Annotated in this window: 7 protein-coding genes; 4 read left to right on the plus strand and 3 right to left on the minus strand. The window is 40.4% G+C overall.

Going from position 1 to position 15,433, the window contains the following annotated elements; genetic code table 11:
• Window positions 1–302 precede the first annotated feature (302 nt).
• The gene (locus tag H524_RS0110320) at window positions 303–2,621 is read right to left on the minus strand and encodes a phosphoethanolamine transferase (protein WP_027940161.1); all 2,319 of its coding nucleotides are present in this window, start codon (window positions 2,619–2,621) and stop codon (window positions 303–305) included.
• 600 nt (window positions 2,622–3,221) lie between these two features.
• Window positions 3,222–4,241: a D-alanine--D-alanine ligase gene (locus H524_RS0110325; protein ID WP_027940162.1), complete on the minus strand. Its 1,020-nt coding sequence runs from the start codon at window positions 4,239–4,241 to the stop codon at window positions 3,222–3,224.
• A gap of 678 nt (window positions 4,242–4,919) precedes the next feature.
• Between H524_RS0110325 and H524_RS0110330 the strand changes: the two genes are divergently transcribed.
• Together H524_RS0110330 and H524_RS0110335 are read left to right on the plus strand one after the other, a co-directional pair.
• On the plus strand, window positions 4,920–5,846 hold the full coding sequence (locus tag H524_RS0110330) for a YicC/YloC family endoribonuclease (protein ID WP_027940163.1): 927 nt from the start codon (window positions 4,920–4,922) through the stop codon (window positions 5,844–5,846).
• A gap of 739 nt (window positions 5,847–6,585) precedes the next feature.
• A complete protein-coding gene (locus H524_RS0110335) occupies window positions 6,586–10,236 on the plus strand; it encodes a DUF2813 domain-containing protein (RefSeq protein ID WP_027940164.1) in 3,651 nt (1,216 codons plus the stop codon).
• 229 nt (window positions 10,237–10,465) lie between these two features.
• On the opposite strand, the gene H524_RS0110340 is transcribed toward H524_RS0110335, so the two are convergent.
• Window positions 10,466–11,116, minus strand: a complete 651-nt coding sequence (locus H524_RS0110340; protein ID WP_044122026.1) for a 7-cyano-7-deazaguanine/7-aminomethyl-7-deazaguanine transporter — start codon at window positions 11,114–11,116, stop codon at window positions 10,466–10,468.
• Between the two features lie 1,046 nt (window positions 11,117–12,162).
• On the opposite strand from H524_RS0110340, the gene polA reads away from it, so the two are divergent.
• Window positions 12,163–15,069 carry a DNA polymerase I gene (gene polA / locus H524_RS0110350; RefSeq protein WP_044122028.1) on the plus strand — a complete coding sequence of 969 codons (2,907 nt, stop codon included), beginning with the start codon at window positions 12,163–12,165 and terminating at the stop codon, window positions 15,067–15,069.
• 52 nt (window positions 15,070–15,121) lie between these two features.
• A partial coding sequence (locus tag H524_RS17355; RefSeq protein ID WP_044122029.1) for a MerR family DNA-binding transcriptional regulator occupies window positions 15,122–15,433 on the plus strand: 312 nt, incomplete at its 3' end.

Raw genomic sequence — 15,433 nt, forward strand, 5'->3', positions numbered from 1 at the left:
GTGCCCTTTAAATCAGCTTGAAACCAAACTTGAGGCACAATCTTACAACATTATAAGTACGACAAAAGTACAGGGCCATACAAACTAAAAACCAATGCCTCGTGCTAAGTCTTGAAACAAACCTACAACTAAAGCATTAATCCTTAAACATCTTATTTAAGATAGGACACAGTACTCTACGATAAAAGCTTGATCATGGAAATATTAACTTCAAAAAGGCCCTTAAGCATATTGAAGGGCCTTTTGGATTTTACAAGCTATCAACACAAAGTTTGGTGATGTTGTAAAAAGCAGACAACAGCTTAAAAGTCTGAGTTAAAGGCGTTGTCATAGTTAACAATTAATTTAATAAAATCTGGTACAGCCTTTAATGTATCAACAGCATTTTTCTCCTGAACACTAAGCTCATTGGAGATGATATAAAGAGCATCTATATTGTGCTCTTTTGCTCTATCAAGCCAAGGCTGGAGCTTATCAAGATTAGCTTTGAACAGATTATAGTCAACACAAATCTTGGTGTAGGTTTTAATATCAAGCCCCTCTAGCACATTTGCGTCAGCTTGCAATACTAAATTCTCACAACCAGAACTTTTCAGCACTACATATTGTTCTTTATCCTGCACAAAGAAGACAACACGCTTATCTGATAAGTATGGCTTTAACAGATCAGCATTTACATCTTTATCCAAAGATACTAAGACTGTTGCATCCTGATAAGAAAGCTCTTTTAAATATTCATCAACGCTAATAAAGTCATCATTAAACTTAGCTAAAGCTTTTACATAAAGTTTATTGCCCTTGACTATAGTATTAATATGCAGGCCTTTATAACCTTTAGCTAACAGACTATTAGCCTTAAATAAAGCATTAGAACTTCTAATAAATACACGATCTACTATAGGATCAAGAGCAGTAACATTAGCAATATACTCTGGGTCTAAAGATACTTGCTTATCAGATAATAACTTAATGCCATCTACATTGCCCATGTCAAATTCAGGGTTAGCAGCAGATAGTTTGTAATTAATAGCCTCACTTTTAACTTGCATTAAATCAAGCATAAAATCGTAAAGGGTATCGTTAGTTACGATTTCATTTTTATTGTCATTTAAAGCATTAAAGGTGGATGAATATTTACTCTTAAAACTATCTGACACATTGACAATGAAAGGAATTCTACTCATTGCATAGGAGAATTGAGCTACATTGTGACGACCTACAGGGGCGCTCTTGGCTTTCTCATCTAGTACACCTACATAGTGCACTGCTTCAGCATGGTCTGAGTAATAGACAAAGGCTTGAAAATCTGGACGATTTGCAAAAATATCATATAACTTAGCCATGAACTCGTCATTATATTTCACAGCAGTTAAGTAATGATCATAATTAGTTGCCTCATTAAAGGTAGTACTAAAGAGCTCTGCGTCTAATACCAATCTGCCAATTTGAGATGATTTATTGATCTTGATTTTAGGATAGTCACTTGGCACACGATTATAGTATGGTGAGTGATTACCCATAATATGAACAATTACAAAATTATTCTTAGAGCTATCTAATTCCTGACTAAGTTTTTCTAAGTGAGGAATTAATACCATATCAGGCTTTTGAGAATAAGAGCCATCAAAAACATAGTTAGTGGTAAAGAAAGAAATATCAGCTAGGCTTGAAATTGCACCGATAGGAGTATCTGCATTACCATTTTTTACTTGGTTTGAGATCCAATGAGTTTTAATACCGCTCTTCTTAGCCATGGAAATCAAGTTTTCACCTTGAGGAAAGGTTAAACCAGTATGGATGTTTCCTTGTGAAAAAGAAGCTGTAACAGATGGAACAGTATTAACAAATGACGAATAAGCATTGTTAAACAGAATGGTATTATCTTTTGCGGCTAAGTCAGATAAGAATGGGGTATTGTCGATTGAATGGTTGTAAACACCCATATTATCACGACTTAAAGACTCTCCAATCACGAGCACGTAGAGCTCTCCTGTACCTTCTTTTTTGGCATTAGAAACAGAACCACTCTCAAGCTTGGCTGTAATCTCATGAAATGAAGCAATCTTATTTTCTAAATCAGAAACCATTAAACGATAGTATTTTACTGGCCTTAATTGAGTGACAATTACTGATGAGGCAACTATAAATAATAAAGAAAATAATAAAGCTGTCTTTTTAAAAAGTAATACCTTACCTTTTGCAAATTTAGCTAGGCAACCTAAAGTAATTAAACTAAGAACTACTAATAAAGTGCCATAGGTCAGGGTATCGGTATTCAAAATATAATGCTCAGCAAAATCATAGAGTTCTTCTACATTTGACTGGGCAATAGCTACCACGTCATCACCTGTAAAGAACGAATCAATGCTTTGGTAATAGCTATAAGAAATTGCTGTTACACTTTGAAAAATCGTTAAGACTACAGCCCAAGCAATAGCTGTCTTTTTACACTGAGCTTTTAATAAAATGTAGATAGCCCACCAAGATAGCGTTGATACCAAAAAAGGCCTAACAAAATCAGTAGGTAACTGTCTACCTGTTATTTTTAAAGAAAAATAACCGATAATTAAGGCATTAAGCAGCACTAATGCAATTGGCGCTATTTTTTTGAAAAAAGGCATGTTAAAACATCAGTAAAAGGCATTGCTCTTGGCAAAAAGAAATTTTGATGAATAAGAATTTTTAACGAAATAACTCCTTCTTATAGTTAGGACAAACTAAACCTAAAGCTTACTCTAACCATGTGAGAGCCAACACTAAAGCAATACTTTGATCTTGGGCAAAAGTTATTTCGTTAAAACTCCTAGAAAATAGTAATTAAATACGATCGTACAAAAGAGAACTTCGGCAATGCAAAACCTATATTCACACATAGTTAGATGAAGATGATGTTTCTTATTTTGCTTTAGAAAGATTGCCTAGCCATGTGCTCTGCACTACTCTCATAATTTATTCTATGCCTACCACCAAACCATGACCACTTAAGGCCTTAGGCAATTTTATAAGATGGCAGCTTTTTGATGTTTGATAAAAGGTATGATTCCTAGCACCAAAAGAAAAGTACTTAGATAATAGCTTTGCCAAGCTTTTAACGCCGACAAAATGCCTAAATATATGACTATTTACAAGTATTTTGGGAATCATACCAAAAGCACATAGCACCTTGTTTTAGGTTAGGTTTACCTAAGTTATTCTGTTTTAGCTATGTGCCTTTACAATTACTAGACGCTCTTTTCAGCTATTGCACTATATATGCAGTCTGCAAAGAATTCAGACATCTTAAACCCATTGTGCTCAACTAACTTAGGGAACATGGAAATTGGTGTCATGCCTGGGAAAGTATTAATCTCATTTAGATAAATCTTGCCATCACTAGCCAAGAAGAAATCAATTCTAGACAGGTGACGTAGGTTTAAACCCTTAAATGCACGTAAAGCCATGCTCTTAATCATCTCACGCTGCATTGGGTTTAAATCCTGAGCTTCTATGGTTGTAGAAGAATGACTGTCGGTTGAGTACTTTTCTTCGTAAGTATAGAACTTGTCATCAGGAATGAAGATCTCACCTGGCTCAGTTACGTGCAGCTCGCCTTTAAATTCAAAAGCAGCTACCTCAAGCTCACGATGTTCAATGGTCTTCTCAATTAAAGCTAAATCGCTCAGCTCTAAAGCATCCTTAATCGCTTTATCAAGCGCACTTTTATCAGTTACATGGTAGCAGCCAATAGAAGAGCCTTGGCTAGCTGCCTTTACATAAACATCGCCGCCTAAAGATGAGAACGCATCATGGGCCCACTTTAAAGAGGCCTCGTCACAATTGCTAACGAAGGTTGATGGGGTATTCTCGATGCTTAAAGCATCCATATACATCTTGGTAGTAACTTTGTTAAAGCAGTTACGGCTTGCCTCAGCTTTGCAGCCGATATATGGAACATCATGGAGCTCTAACATAGATTGCAAATCACCAGTCTCGCCTGGGAAGCCATGCAGACATGGTACTACGCAGTCAATCTTATAGCTCTCTTGTGTGCCATCAACACGCTCAACGATAAGGTTATTCTTAAGCGCAAAGTAAGCAACAGCACCATCGGCAAACTGCAGCTTGCCATCGTGCAAAACTGCACTTAGCAGGTAAAAATCGCTATTGCTGCGTAACTTCTCTGCTACATAAGCAGAAGAAACGATTGAAATCTCATGTTCAGAGCTATCGCCACCGGCGATTAAAAGAATATTCTTTGCCATGGTAAACCGTCACAAAGGCCCACAAGACCCATCTAAGTATGCTGTCTAATTATGGCTAAAACACTAATTTGCACGCTTATAAGTCTATATAGCTGCATATGTACACATCCACAGTGCGTCATTGCCTTTTTAATCAATAGCTTTAAGCATCAAAATATTAGCATCTTTATCTAGCAGCACTATTGAAGCTACTGTACTTGTTGAACAGAGATCTAAGACAGATAGTTCTCTTTGTTAGCAGGCTAAAAACTAAAGCAACAGCGGCGATGGATTAAAACTAGTGTTTAACTGACAAAACAGCTAGATCTCGTATCAGCCATCTAATTAACAATTAACTATGTGATCTTAGCCGTTATTACCGCATTTTAAAAGTCACAAAGCACTCAATCAGATCTTAATTGCCTGTTAAACACAAGCGGTAACACCAGCAATGGATAAAAGGATAGTTTAGGCACTCAAGGCTCTGATACATTATGTACTTTCAAGTACATATGTCTCTCAGTTAAACAGCTGAGTTTATGGGCGCAAATATCACAATCCGATACTTTTGTGACATCATCGTCTCGCAATCTAGCACTTGCATTACATCAGCGTTTTGCTCAAGATGACTTTTACATGCTATGGTAATGTAAGTGAATTACATGGAGATGTTTTGGACAGATGAGCACGATTAAAAGCATGACAGGATATGCCTCTACCTCAATTGAAAGTGCAGCAGGTCTTTTAGAAATTAGCATCAAGGCTGTCAATGGCCGCTTTTGCGATGTATCCATGACCTCTAACTTTGACCTTGGGGCAAGTGAACTTAATTGCGTCAAATTAGTCAAAGAAAGTGTCAAACGTGGTTCTGTCAATGTAAATATCAAGCTTGTCCATAACAAGAACAGCAGCTTTACCTTAAATAAGCAAAACCTGCATGAGCTTATAGACGCACTGCAGCAAATCGCCACTGAGGTAAAAGCACATCAAGCTTGTACAAGCATCACAACCTCTGGCAATTTAGATCTCCTTACCTTAGCAACCATGCCAGGCATTCTCTCATCAGCCCATCAAAGTGGCTCGGAGAGTATTGAGATCGCACAAGAAATACGCGCAGACTTTGACAATAGCTTAATCGCTGGTCTATCTAAAGCTATTGAAGCATTTGATCAGCACCGTATGTCTGAAGGCGAGCGCTTAAAAGAGATCTTGCTTGAGAAAATTACTTTAGTCTCTGAGCGTTTAGATGTTGTCAAAAACAATCTTGATCATTTAGTTGATCAAGAACGCCAACGCATCAAAGATAAGATCGAAAAATTAGATATTGAACTCGACCCAGAGCGTCTTGAAAATGAAGTCGCTCTGCAGGCACAAAGAGCAGATATAGCCGAAGAACACGACCGCCTAAGAAGTCATCTGCAAAGCCTGTTACAGATTCTCAATGGGGATGGCAATCAAGAGGCCTATACTCCTGCAGGTAAGCGCCTTGATTTTATGATGCAAGAACTCGTGCGTGAAAGTAATACTATCGCATCAAAGGCTTCCAATCTCGAGCTTACTCAAACAGCTGTTGAGCTCAAAGTAATCATTGAGCAAATGCGCGAGCAAATTCAGAATATTGAATAAAGCCCTAAAGCTGCGATCATTCCTTCCTAAGCCATTGCCTAGATAAAAGCTATGCAGTGGCTTTTTAGTTTGCAGTTTCTTGGTAAAAAGCGCCAATTTAATCTTGTGCTGTCTTTTCTCTAGCTTAACCAAAAACTATAACTGACATGCTCGCTCACAATACAATGACCTTCATGTCTCCAAAATACGAGCATATGTGCCACCACATAGCCCCAAGCAAAAGACTCATCTTGAAGAGCGAAAATTCTTGTCTTGATAGCTATAGATTCCCATACATCAAACTACAGCTATCGCTACGCCTAAGTTTAAATTTAAATACGCAAAGTACTGCAACCCATAAAGCTCACTACCAAATCTCTCAAGTTTTAAGCTATCAACATCTAAAACAATCAGACCTCTACTTACCACTAGGCTCTTGAGACTCAATACAAACAGGCTAGCAACCCCCACCTCTTAGGCACAAACAGGCTGGCAAACCCTTATGCATACTGATAGGAAGATACCTGCGCCTGCAGTTTATGTTAATTGCGTCAATGCACTTTTCTTATTGGCAATGAATGATGGTACTGGCTCAAGCTTAGGCTAGACTCTTGTTAGCAAGCAAACACAGTAGTTGTTATTCTGTTCGTTGTAAAAACTTTTGACCTTGATCGCTGTCAAGATTTGACTGGATAAGGCCTACCGCCCCCTACAAAACATGGTAACGTTAGCTTATGGCTGCCTGAAAATGGGGGTGAGTATGTACTTACAAAGCGCTGAAATCCGCAACTTTCGCGGTATACGTCATCTTAGTGTAGATTTCGAAAAAGACACTTCGGTGCTCATCGGTGAGAATGCCTGGGGTAAGTCGTCCTTACTGTACGCTCTTTTCATGATCTTAGGCTGCGGCTCACAACGACTGTGCCGATTTTCCTCTGATGATCTGTACGTTCCCATTAAACTTGACTTTGATAAAGACAACAAAGCACCGAATAGTTCATCAAACTCAACCGTCATTTCAAGCGATACAGCGGATGTTAGTCTGAGTGTTGATGGGGAGCTATCAGACTCTCGTGTATCTCAATCATCTTTAGATGCAAGTGGCAATGAATTAGAGTCATCTGCTGCTAAGTATTCTAGTAGTAATGATGAGAGACATATTGCTCAAGCAGTTAAGCAGATTTTTAACTTAGATGAGCGTGCTCAGTACGTGAAAATGGTTGAGGATAAAAAATACAAATATCTTATCTACGCCATTCCTAGTGATGATGGCAATAGTCAAGAAATCTCGGCGGTTGTTACCCATGAGCTTTATAAAACTATTCAAGCCACTAACCAAAATAGACTCAATCAGCTATCTTATCGAGTCCATAAGCTAGGCTCAGAGCAGCATAACTGTGTCCGCCGTCAAAGCTCAGCAGACATGATTAGACATGCAAAAGACTTCTTATCTGATGAAGACAGTCTTAATCATGAAGCTCGCCGCACAGCTCAAGAAGATATCAATTTCTACAGCTCTGATGTCTATCAAGAAGATACCGACACTATCGTAATCGATCTTATCTTCTGTGAGACTAGCCATGGCGTACTAAATCGCATTGATCGCTTTGAGAAGTTACGCTCGGTTGCTTATGAAAGTGAGGATGGCCGAGCCTGCATCCACTATAGAATCAGCGCCTCTGAACAATGTGATGAAACAGCTCAAGAGCACGATAGTAAGTCTTATATTCCTAAGACACGCTTTATTACTAAGCATGAGCTCCTCGATGGCAAAGGTAATACTATCGAAAAAGCTAAAGACGCTATCTTCGATCTCATCACCTTAAATCCACTGTTGCGTATGCGTGATCGTCGTATGTTCAATAGCACTAAAGAGAGCATCGATGATCCTTTTTGCTCATGCCAAGAGCAAGGCGCTGCATATGATGATGTTATCGTTCCTGGTTATGATCCATCTGAGCTAAATCAATCTTCAAATTCATCAGAACATACATCCGATCCTGCTTCATCGCAGACATGTGATGCGCTAGATAGCTCAATTACCTCCACTAGTGCAACTCAAGAAGCTAGCCTAACGCAAGTTCAAGCCATAAGAGATAGCAATGGACAAGCGCCAAAGGATAGTTCTAATCATGGCTTTATTAACAATCATGAGGGAGCCTTTGTTGCTACTAGTGCATCAGTTAAAGGGCAGGCATGTCTTGACGAGCTTAAAGATGAAATCTCCTCAAAAGAGAGGCAGACTATCTCTGAGCTGTTCTCCTCCATCGAAGAGGAAGGCGGACTCACCTCTAATGAGGTAAATGAGGCTTTAACTGTCCTCAATACTATTGCGTCCAAGTATTTAACCAACTATCAAAGTTCTACACAGATTTACAACAAAACTGTGCACAATCACCCGCGCACAGCTCGCGAGATTGTTAGTCATCCAGTTTCAGTAGCATCGCTTAGCTCGTTAAAGAATGCCATTGCCGATAGCAAGCCTTCGAGCACTAAGTTTTTGCTATCGATCATTGCTGGAGCTTTATTAATGTCTAAAGGAGAAAGAGAGTTTGACGAATACGCCAGACCAATTATGATCCTTGAAGATATTGAAAGCCGCTTCCACCCTACTTTACTGCTCAACTTCTGGTCGATACTGCAAGTATTACCTATTCAGAAGATCGTAACTACCAACTCGTCACAGCTGATTTCTGCTATATCACTGCACAACCTACGTCGTCTGTGTAAACAATACTATGACGTACGTTGTTACAAAGTTAGAGATAGAGCCTTCAGTGCAGATGATGAACGCAAGATCTCTTTCCATGTGCGTATGAGTCGACCCGCATCTGTTTTTGCACGTTGTTGGATCTTGGTAGAAGGTGAAACTGAAGTTTGGATGCTCAATGAAATAGCATCTGTACTTGGCATTAACCTAGGCTGCAATGGCATCAAGCTCATTGAGTTTGCTCAATGCGGTCTTACCCCACTCATTAAGCTTGCTAGACAGCTTGGTATTGCTTTCCATGTCTTAACTGATGGTGATACGGCAGGACAGCACTATGCCTCTACAGTGCGTGAGTTTACTGGAGCACGTCACCTCAAAGAGCACTTGTCCGTCATGCCGCATGTGGATATCGAACACTATCTGTACGCTTCTGGTTTTGCTGATGTATATCAAAAAGCTGCTGGCATAACTACCAAACAAGTCTCTGAAAGACAGATGCAGTCTATTATGGATAAGCTTGGTTTTGCCGAGATTATAGCTATGGCCAATGGCGGTCAGCCTTATGAACAGATTGCAGACACTGCTGCTAGTAATTTAGAGCAAGCATCCCCAGATCCTTATCGCAAGGAGCACTATGCTAACGCTAAAGCATCAAGTGTCTCAAGAAGCATCTCAGTACCTAAGCATGGCAATAACCAAAGACCTCGTCCACCCCAAAACCATAATTTAGATAGCATTATTGCAAGCATTGCCAATGTCAACTTTGGCAACCATACGCAATTGCTGCAAAACGTGATTCACCGTGGCAAAACCCAGGGCAAAGGTAAAAATGCCCATGTCTTTGATATCAAAGACCTAACAGTTAATGATGTGCAAATGCTCTATAAGTATCTGCGATCATTAGTTGAAGATATGCCTCGTCCAGGGCATAACTTTACTGCTAAGCAAAGTCGTATGCTTAAAGCTATTAAGGCTGTATGCGGCATTCTTTCAGGTATTGCTAACACGAATAAACAACGCTTTGCCTCGCGCCTGAGAAAGTTCGAACGCCAAAAATCACATCAACATTACAAAGCTAGCTCCTCATATGTAGCCCCTGCTCATGAAGATGAGGCTGAGGCTGAGACTTACTCAACAGAAAATGAGGTATACGAAGCTACCATAGAGCCAATAGCTATTGCAGATCAAGAGGAGCAAGAGCTTACCTATACTGATAAGGAGCTTGATCAAAATCTCGCTCAGCAAAGCCTCAATGAGCGCCCACGCTCTTTATTAAATGAGGCATCAAGTGCTCAAGACAGTCCTTCTAGCACTGCTAATACTGACTCTGCTGATATTTCAGAGCTCTTGTCTGCTAGCTATGCACATGACAATAAGGAGGCGCTACTTAAGATCAAAGCCATGGCCGATGAAGTCATGATGAATGAACTTGACCATAATAGAGTCAAGCAATACGAGCGCTCTACAGGCAAGGCTACTAATGCTATCTTTGGTGCTCTTAATGAACAAGAACTGCAGCGACAAAGCTTAAACATGAATAAAGTCATCGACCACGCCATCAAAAAGAAGACCAAACCAGGCATGGCCATCTTAGTTAGCGAAGCCATGCAAAAGCGCGGTAAAGATAGTGTGCCTCTTATGTTTAAAACTATGTTCCGCCAAATTAATAGCATGACAGGCCATCAGTTTGACCTAAAGTAACCAAAACATCAGGCCCATTGGCTATAACAATGTAAATGGAGACATACATTTAAGCATGTTTGCACTTGATGGCAGTGGCCTCCATAGCTTGCATGTAGCATGATTATTTTTGTATAGGCCTGCGCTGTTTAGGTGGTATAGGTAACGCCTTAGAAATTGAAAAATAAAAAGCCCCGGTAGCTTTGTAGCTTACTGGGGCCTTTTATTTGAAGCGTTTTGGAAGCTTGGCTTAGCTTAAGATACCCTCGGCGCCTAACGGACGGCGAAAGACGTATTTAGATAAGAAGGCTAAGAACATACCGTAGATTGGCACAAAGATAGCCAGGCATACGATCAGCTTAACGGCATAATCAACCCAGGCTAAAGACACCCAGTTTGCAGCCATGTATGGATCTACACACTGGTAGAAAGCAATGGAGAAGAAAGCAAAAGTATCAAGCAGGTTACCAAAGACTGATGATGCTGCAGGAGCGGCCCACCACTGCTTTAACTTACGTAATCTTTGGAATACGAGAATATCGGTAATCTGACCTAACAGGTAAGCACCAAAAGATGCTGCTGCAATACGGAATACAAAGATTGAGAAAGTGCCTAAGGCAGCAAAGCCCTGATACTCACCAAACTCAAAAATAGTGCCCACGATATACGATGCAACTAAGGCTGGTAACATAGCAACAAAGATTACTTTACGTGCTAATTGAGGGCCATACAGACGTACAGTCAGGTCAGTAGTTACAAAGACAAATGGGAAGGTGAAAGTACCTACGGTAGTTTCGATGCCCAAAATAGTGATTGGAATCTGCACTGTGTAGTTACTTAAAACAATGATGAAGATGTGCAGCAAGAACAGTCGACGTAATGGATAGTTATTTTGCAACATAATTATTACTCAAATACCGCCTACTCCCACTCTATACGCTCAGTCATAATAGATGGCTTATCTAAAAATGTGAAAGCATGGCGCTTAGCGTTTAGGTGCCTATTGTTGCACTCTCTCGTAGAGACATGCAGCAAGTACAGCACTGCTTAATTATCAGCATGTATAACTTCAGCTATCTAAAGTGCACGCAATAACAAAGATGGGACTTAGAATGTTCTATAAAAGTGCATCTAGCTTAGATGCCATGGAGACGTTCGATTGACTGATGCTGCCTAAATAACTCTTGCAGCACTATGTAGAGCAAGATGGAGGGCCTGAGCGGCTACATCAACTTAAGCATCTTATCTGAAAATAATCACTGTACACAATCGAGTAATGTACACGTTAAGCTTTACAGACTCAAAGAGATCCGCCGCTTTGAGCGTCTTATGTGATTATATGTTTCAGATGCCTCTATTGTTTTTATCAATCGACTAGACCATGCAAAACATGCCTGTCCTGATACTAAGTTACAGCATTAGAGGCCTATTGCCCTGTACTATCTGTGCTTAGATAGTTAAACGCAATAGCCATACATACTGACTTACAAAGAGGCCGATACTCTTGTCTGCCACCCAAGATGTCGCTATTGCGACTTGTACCGGTATCTAAACTTATATTTAGATGTGCCGCGATTTTACACCATAAACAGATGAAATTTGCAACATTCATCGTTTTTTTTCGTCAGATAAGTTTCATTTTTTCTCATCATATCCTAATATATACATAGCTGTGGATGATGTGTCTACAAAGCCATGGGTATAGGACGCTAAACGTCAGGCTTTTAGGCAAGTAGTTACAGTTAGTTTCCCGACTGTGCAAGAGTGGTATGGGTTAAGGCAAGCAACTCATACTACGTACATTGTGCAATCGGGAAATGAGCCGATTAGTTCTGTATCGCAATAAGCGTAATGACACAGGCATATTGGAGCCTTAGCATCTTGACCGTAGTTGAGATATCAGCAATCGGCATGAGATGAATTTAAACACAAGGGCTCTAAAGTACTATGTCTGACTCCAAGCAATTGATCCTGATTGATGGATCATCCTTCCTCTTTCGCGCTTACTTCGCAGCCCGCCAATCATTCTCAACCAAAGATGGATTTCCAACTGGTGCGGTATATTTAATCACCAGAATGTTCCGCAGCCTCCTCAACGATTTCAAAAACCAAAAGGTTATTGCTGTCTTTGACGCTAAAGGCCCAAGTTTTCGCAATGAGATGTACTCTGAGTACAAGGCAACACGTCCACCGATGCCTGATGATCTGCGTAAACAAATTGAGCCAGTCAATAACTTAGTTAAAGCATTGGGCATCCCACTTGTTTCAGTACCTGGTGTTGAGGCTGATGATGTTTTAGGCTCTTATGCGCTTGAGGGCGTGAAGCTTGGTTATAAAGTCGTTATTTGCACAGGCGATAAAGACTTAGCTCAGCTCGTTAATGACGATATTGAGCTCTTAGACACGATGAAGAATATCCATTTCGACGCTGCTCAGGTGTACGAAAAGTATGGTGTTCCTCCTCATCTCATCATCGATTTGCTCGCCTTAAAAGGCGATAGTGCCGACAACATTCCAGGCATGAAAGGCGTTGGCGATAAAACAGCTAGCGCTCTATTAAATGCTATGGGCGGCATTTATGAAGTTAAAGAGAAGATCGATGAAGTTAAGAATCTGTCATTTAGAGGAGCTGCTTCTTTTAAAGAGCGTTTCTTAGAGCAATGGGACAATATTGAACTTAGCTACAAGCTTGCTACCATCAAAACTGATGTGCCGCTTCCTATTGGAATTGATGAGCTTGTTTTACCTAAAGACAATCACGACGCACTAATCGAGCTGTTTGAGCGTTTAGAGTTCCATCGTTTTGCTGATGAGCAGATCAAAAAGAAAGAGTCCGAAGGACTCACTGGCACTATGGGATCTACTGCCACTGGTGCAGATGCCCTTAAGATGCTTGAAAACTCTGGCCAAATGGTCATTGGTGAGAGCTCCTCAAGTTGCAATGACGACACATCTAATATCCTAGGCCCTCAAGTTTTAAAAGAAGATGCTGCACTATCAGGCACTTCTTCACGTCGTCGTGAAAATATTGATGACTATAAAGATATCTTTAAGGTTATCTATTCTTTAAGTGAGCTTGAAGATATTAAAGAAAAGCTTACTCAAGCTGATTACTTTGCCTTTGAAATTTGTACCAATGAGGTACAGCCAAGCGATGCCATTATTGTGGGCGTCTCCTTGTGCTGTAGTGCTCAAGAGGCCTACTACATTCCTCTAAGCCATAATTATTTAATGGCTCAAGAGCAGCTCAAGCTAGATGATATTAAAAAGGTTCTCGGCCCTGTCTTTAATGACGAGAAAGTTAAAAAAGTTTCTTTTAACAGCAAAGAGGCACGTCTATGCTTATTCTTTAATGGCATAGAGGTAAAAGGCATAGGCGCTGACCCTATCATTATGTCTCATATTCTCGACTCATCTTTAAAGGCTGATCTAAGACTACTGAGCGAGCAGTACTTAAAATATACCCCGCTTGAGATTAATGATGTAAAAGACAAGAAGTCTGATGCGATTCAATCCTTAGATATCAGCACTTTTAAAGACTATGCCTGTCAGAATGCCCATATTACTTACCGTCTGTATGAAAAGCTCAAGGATGAAATTAATGAGCTAACAGATGGTCAAAGACTTTGTGAGCTCGATTGCCAAGTAAATGAAGTTCTATATCTCATGGAGCGCTCAGGCGCTTACTTAGATAGTACCGAGCTTAATAATCAGTCACGTACTTTAAAATCAAGTCTGCATGTTTTAGAGAGGGACATCTATGACATTGCAGGCGAGACCTTTAACATCAATTCGCCAAAACAACTTGGCCGTATACTCTTTGAGAACTTAAGCATTCCTTATCCTCGTAAGTCCATTAAGATGGATAAAGATGGCAATCCTACCTACTCAACTGCAGATGATGTATTAAGCGACATTAGCTACGAGTTTGAAATTGTTGGTTTGATTCAGCGTTATCGTGCTTTAAGCAAGCTTATCTCAACCTATCTTGATAAGCTGCCTACCTATATCTCTAAGCGTACTGGCCGTATTCACACTGTCTTTAACCTTGCAGGAACTGTAACTGGTCGCTTATCAAGCTCTGATCCTAACTTGCAAAATATCCCGTCCCGAGGCAAAGAGGGCAAGCAAATTCGTACTGCCTTCACCGCCCCACAAGGTTATAAGCTTGTTTCTGCCGACTACTCACAAATTGAGTTAAGACTTATTGCCCACTTCTCAGATGATCCAGGTCTTATTCGTGCGTTTAATAGCAATCTGGATATTCACCGCTTCACAGCATCAGAAGTACTTGGCAAGAGTGTTGATGAAATCACCGATGATGAGCGTAGCCATGCAAAGGCCACCAACTTTGGTCTCATGTACGGTATGTCCTCTCACGGCTTAGCTAAGCAAACTGGCATGTCCTCTAAAGAGGCCAAGGCCTACATCGAGACTTACTTTACTCGTTATCCACGCATCAAGTCTCTGATGGAAAGCATCATTAGTGAGGCTAAAGAGACTGGTTACACCCCTACTCTCTCTGGCTTTAGAGTAATGATTCCGGGCATCAAGAGTACAGGCGTTGCTCTTAGAGCTGCTGAAAGAGCCGCTATCAATGCTCCTATGCAAGGAGGTGCTGCCGACATCATCAAAAAGGCCATGATCGAGGTACAAAAGTATATTGATACCTTAGAAAAGGATGCTGTGCGTCTAACTTTACAAGTGCATGATGAGCTACTCTTTGAAGTTCGAGAAGACTTTGTTGAGGACTTTACACAAAAGGTTACCTCCATTATGGAGAATGTTTATACACTTAAAGTCCCGCTCAAGGTTGGCATTGGTGTTGGAGATACATGGGCTGAGGCTCACTAGAGCAATTAACAGTTTTGAAAAATATAGATAAATGTGTTAATATACATTTATTATGAGCACATATAAGATTGGACAATTTGCTAAATTGGTACGCCGTACCCCAGCTACGATCCGACGTTGGGAGGCAGAAGGTAAAATAGCTAGTAAACGCCTGCCTTCTGGACATAGGTATTTTGATGATTCAGACTTGCGCGCAGTGATGGGCGTTAAAGCTGAGCATAGAAATACAGTTGTCTATTGTAGAGTCAGTAGCAAGGGGCAAAAGCAAGATTTAGAGCGTCAACTTGAGTCCATGCAGATTTGGGCACTTAGCAGTGGTACAATAGTCGATGAGTGGATTACTGAAATTGGAGGAGGCTTGAAT

This window comes from Anaerobiospirillum succiniciproducens DSM 6400 (genome assembly GCF_000482845.1).
Classification (GTDB): domain Bacteria; phylum Pseudomonadota; class Gammaproteobacteria; order Enterobacterales; family Succinivibrionaceae; genus Anaerobiospirillum; species Anaerobiospirillum succiniciproducens.

Bases quoted from the DNA above. Each gene is read 5' to 3' on its own strand.
- H524_RS0110320 (WP_027940161.1), bottom strand. From the start codon at position 2,621: ATGCCTTTTTTCAAAAAAATAGCGCCAATTGCATTAGTGCTGCTTAAT.
- H524_RS0110325 (WP_027940162.1), bottom strand. From the start codon at position 4,241: ATGGCAAAGAATATTCTTTTAATCGCCGGTGGCGATAGCTCTGAACAT.
- H524_RS0110330 (WP_027940163.1), top strand. From the start codon at position 4,920: ATGACAGGATATGCCTCTACCTCAATTGAAAGTGCAGCAGGTCTTTTA.
- H524_RS0110335 (WP_027940164.1), top strand. From the start codon at position 6,586: ATGTACTTACAAAGCGCTGAAATCCGCAACTTTCGCGGTATACGTCAT.
- H524_RS0110340 (WP_044122026.1), bottom strand. From the start codon at position 11,116: ATGTTGCAAAATAACTATCCATTACGTCGACTGTTCTTGCTGCACATC.
- polA (WP_044122028.1), top strand. From the start codon at position 12,163: ATGTCTGACTCCAAGCAATTGATCCTGATTGATGGATCATCCTTCCTC.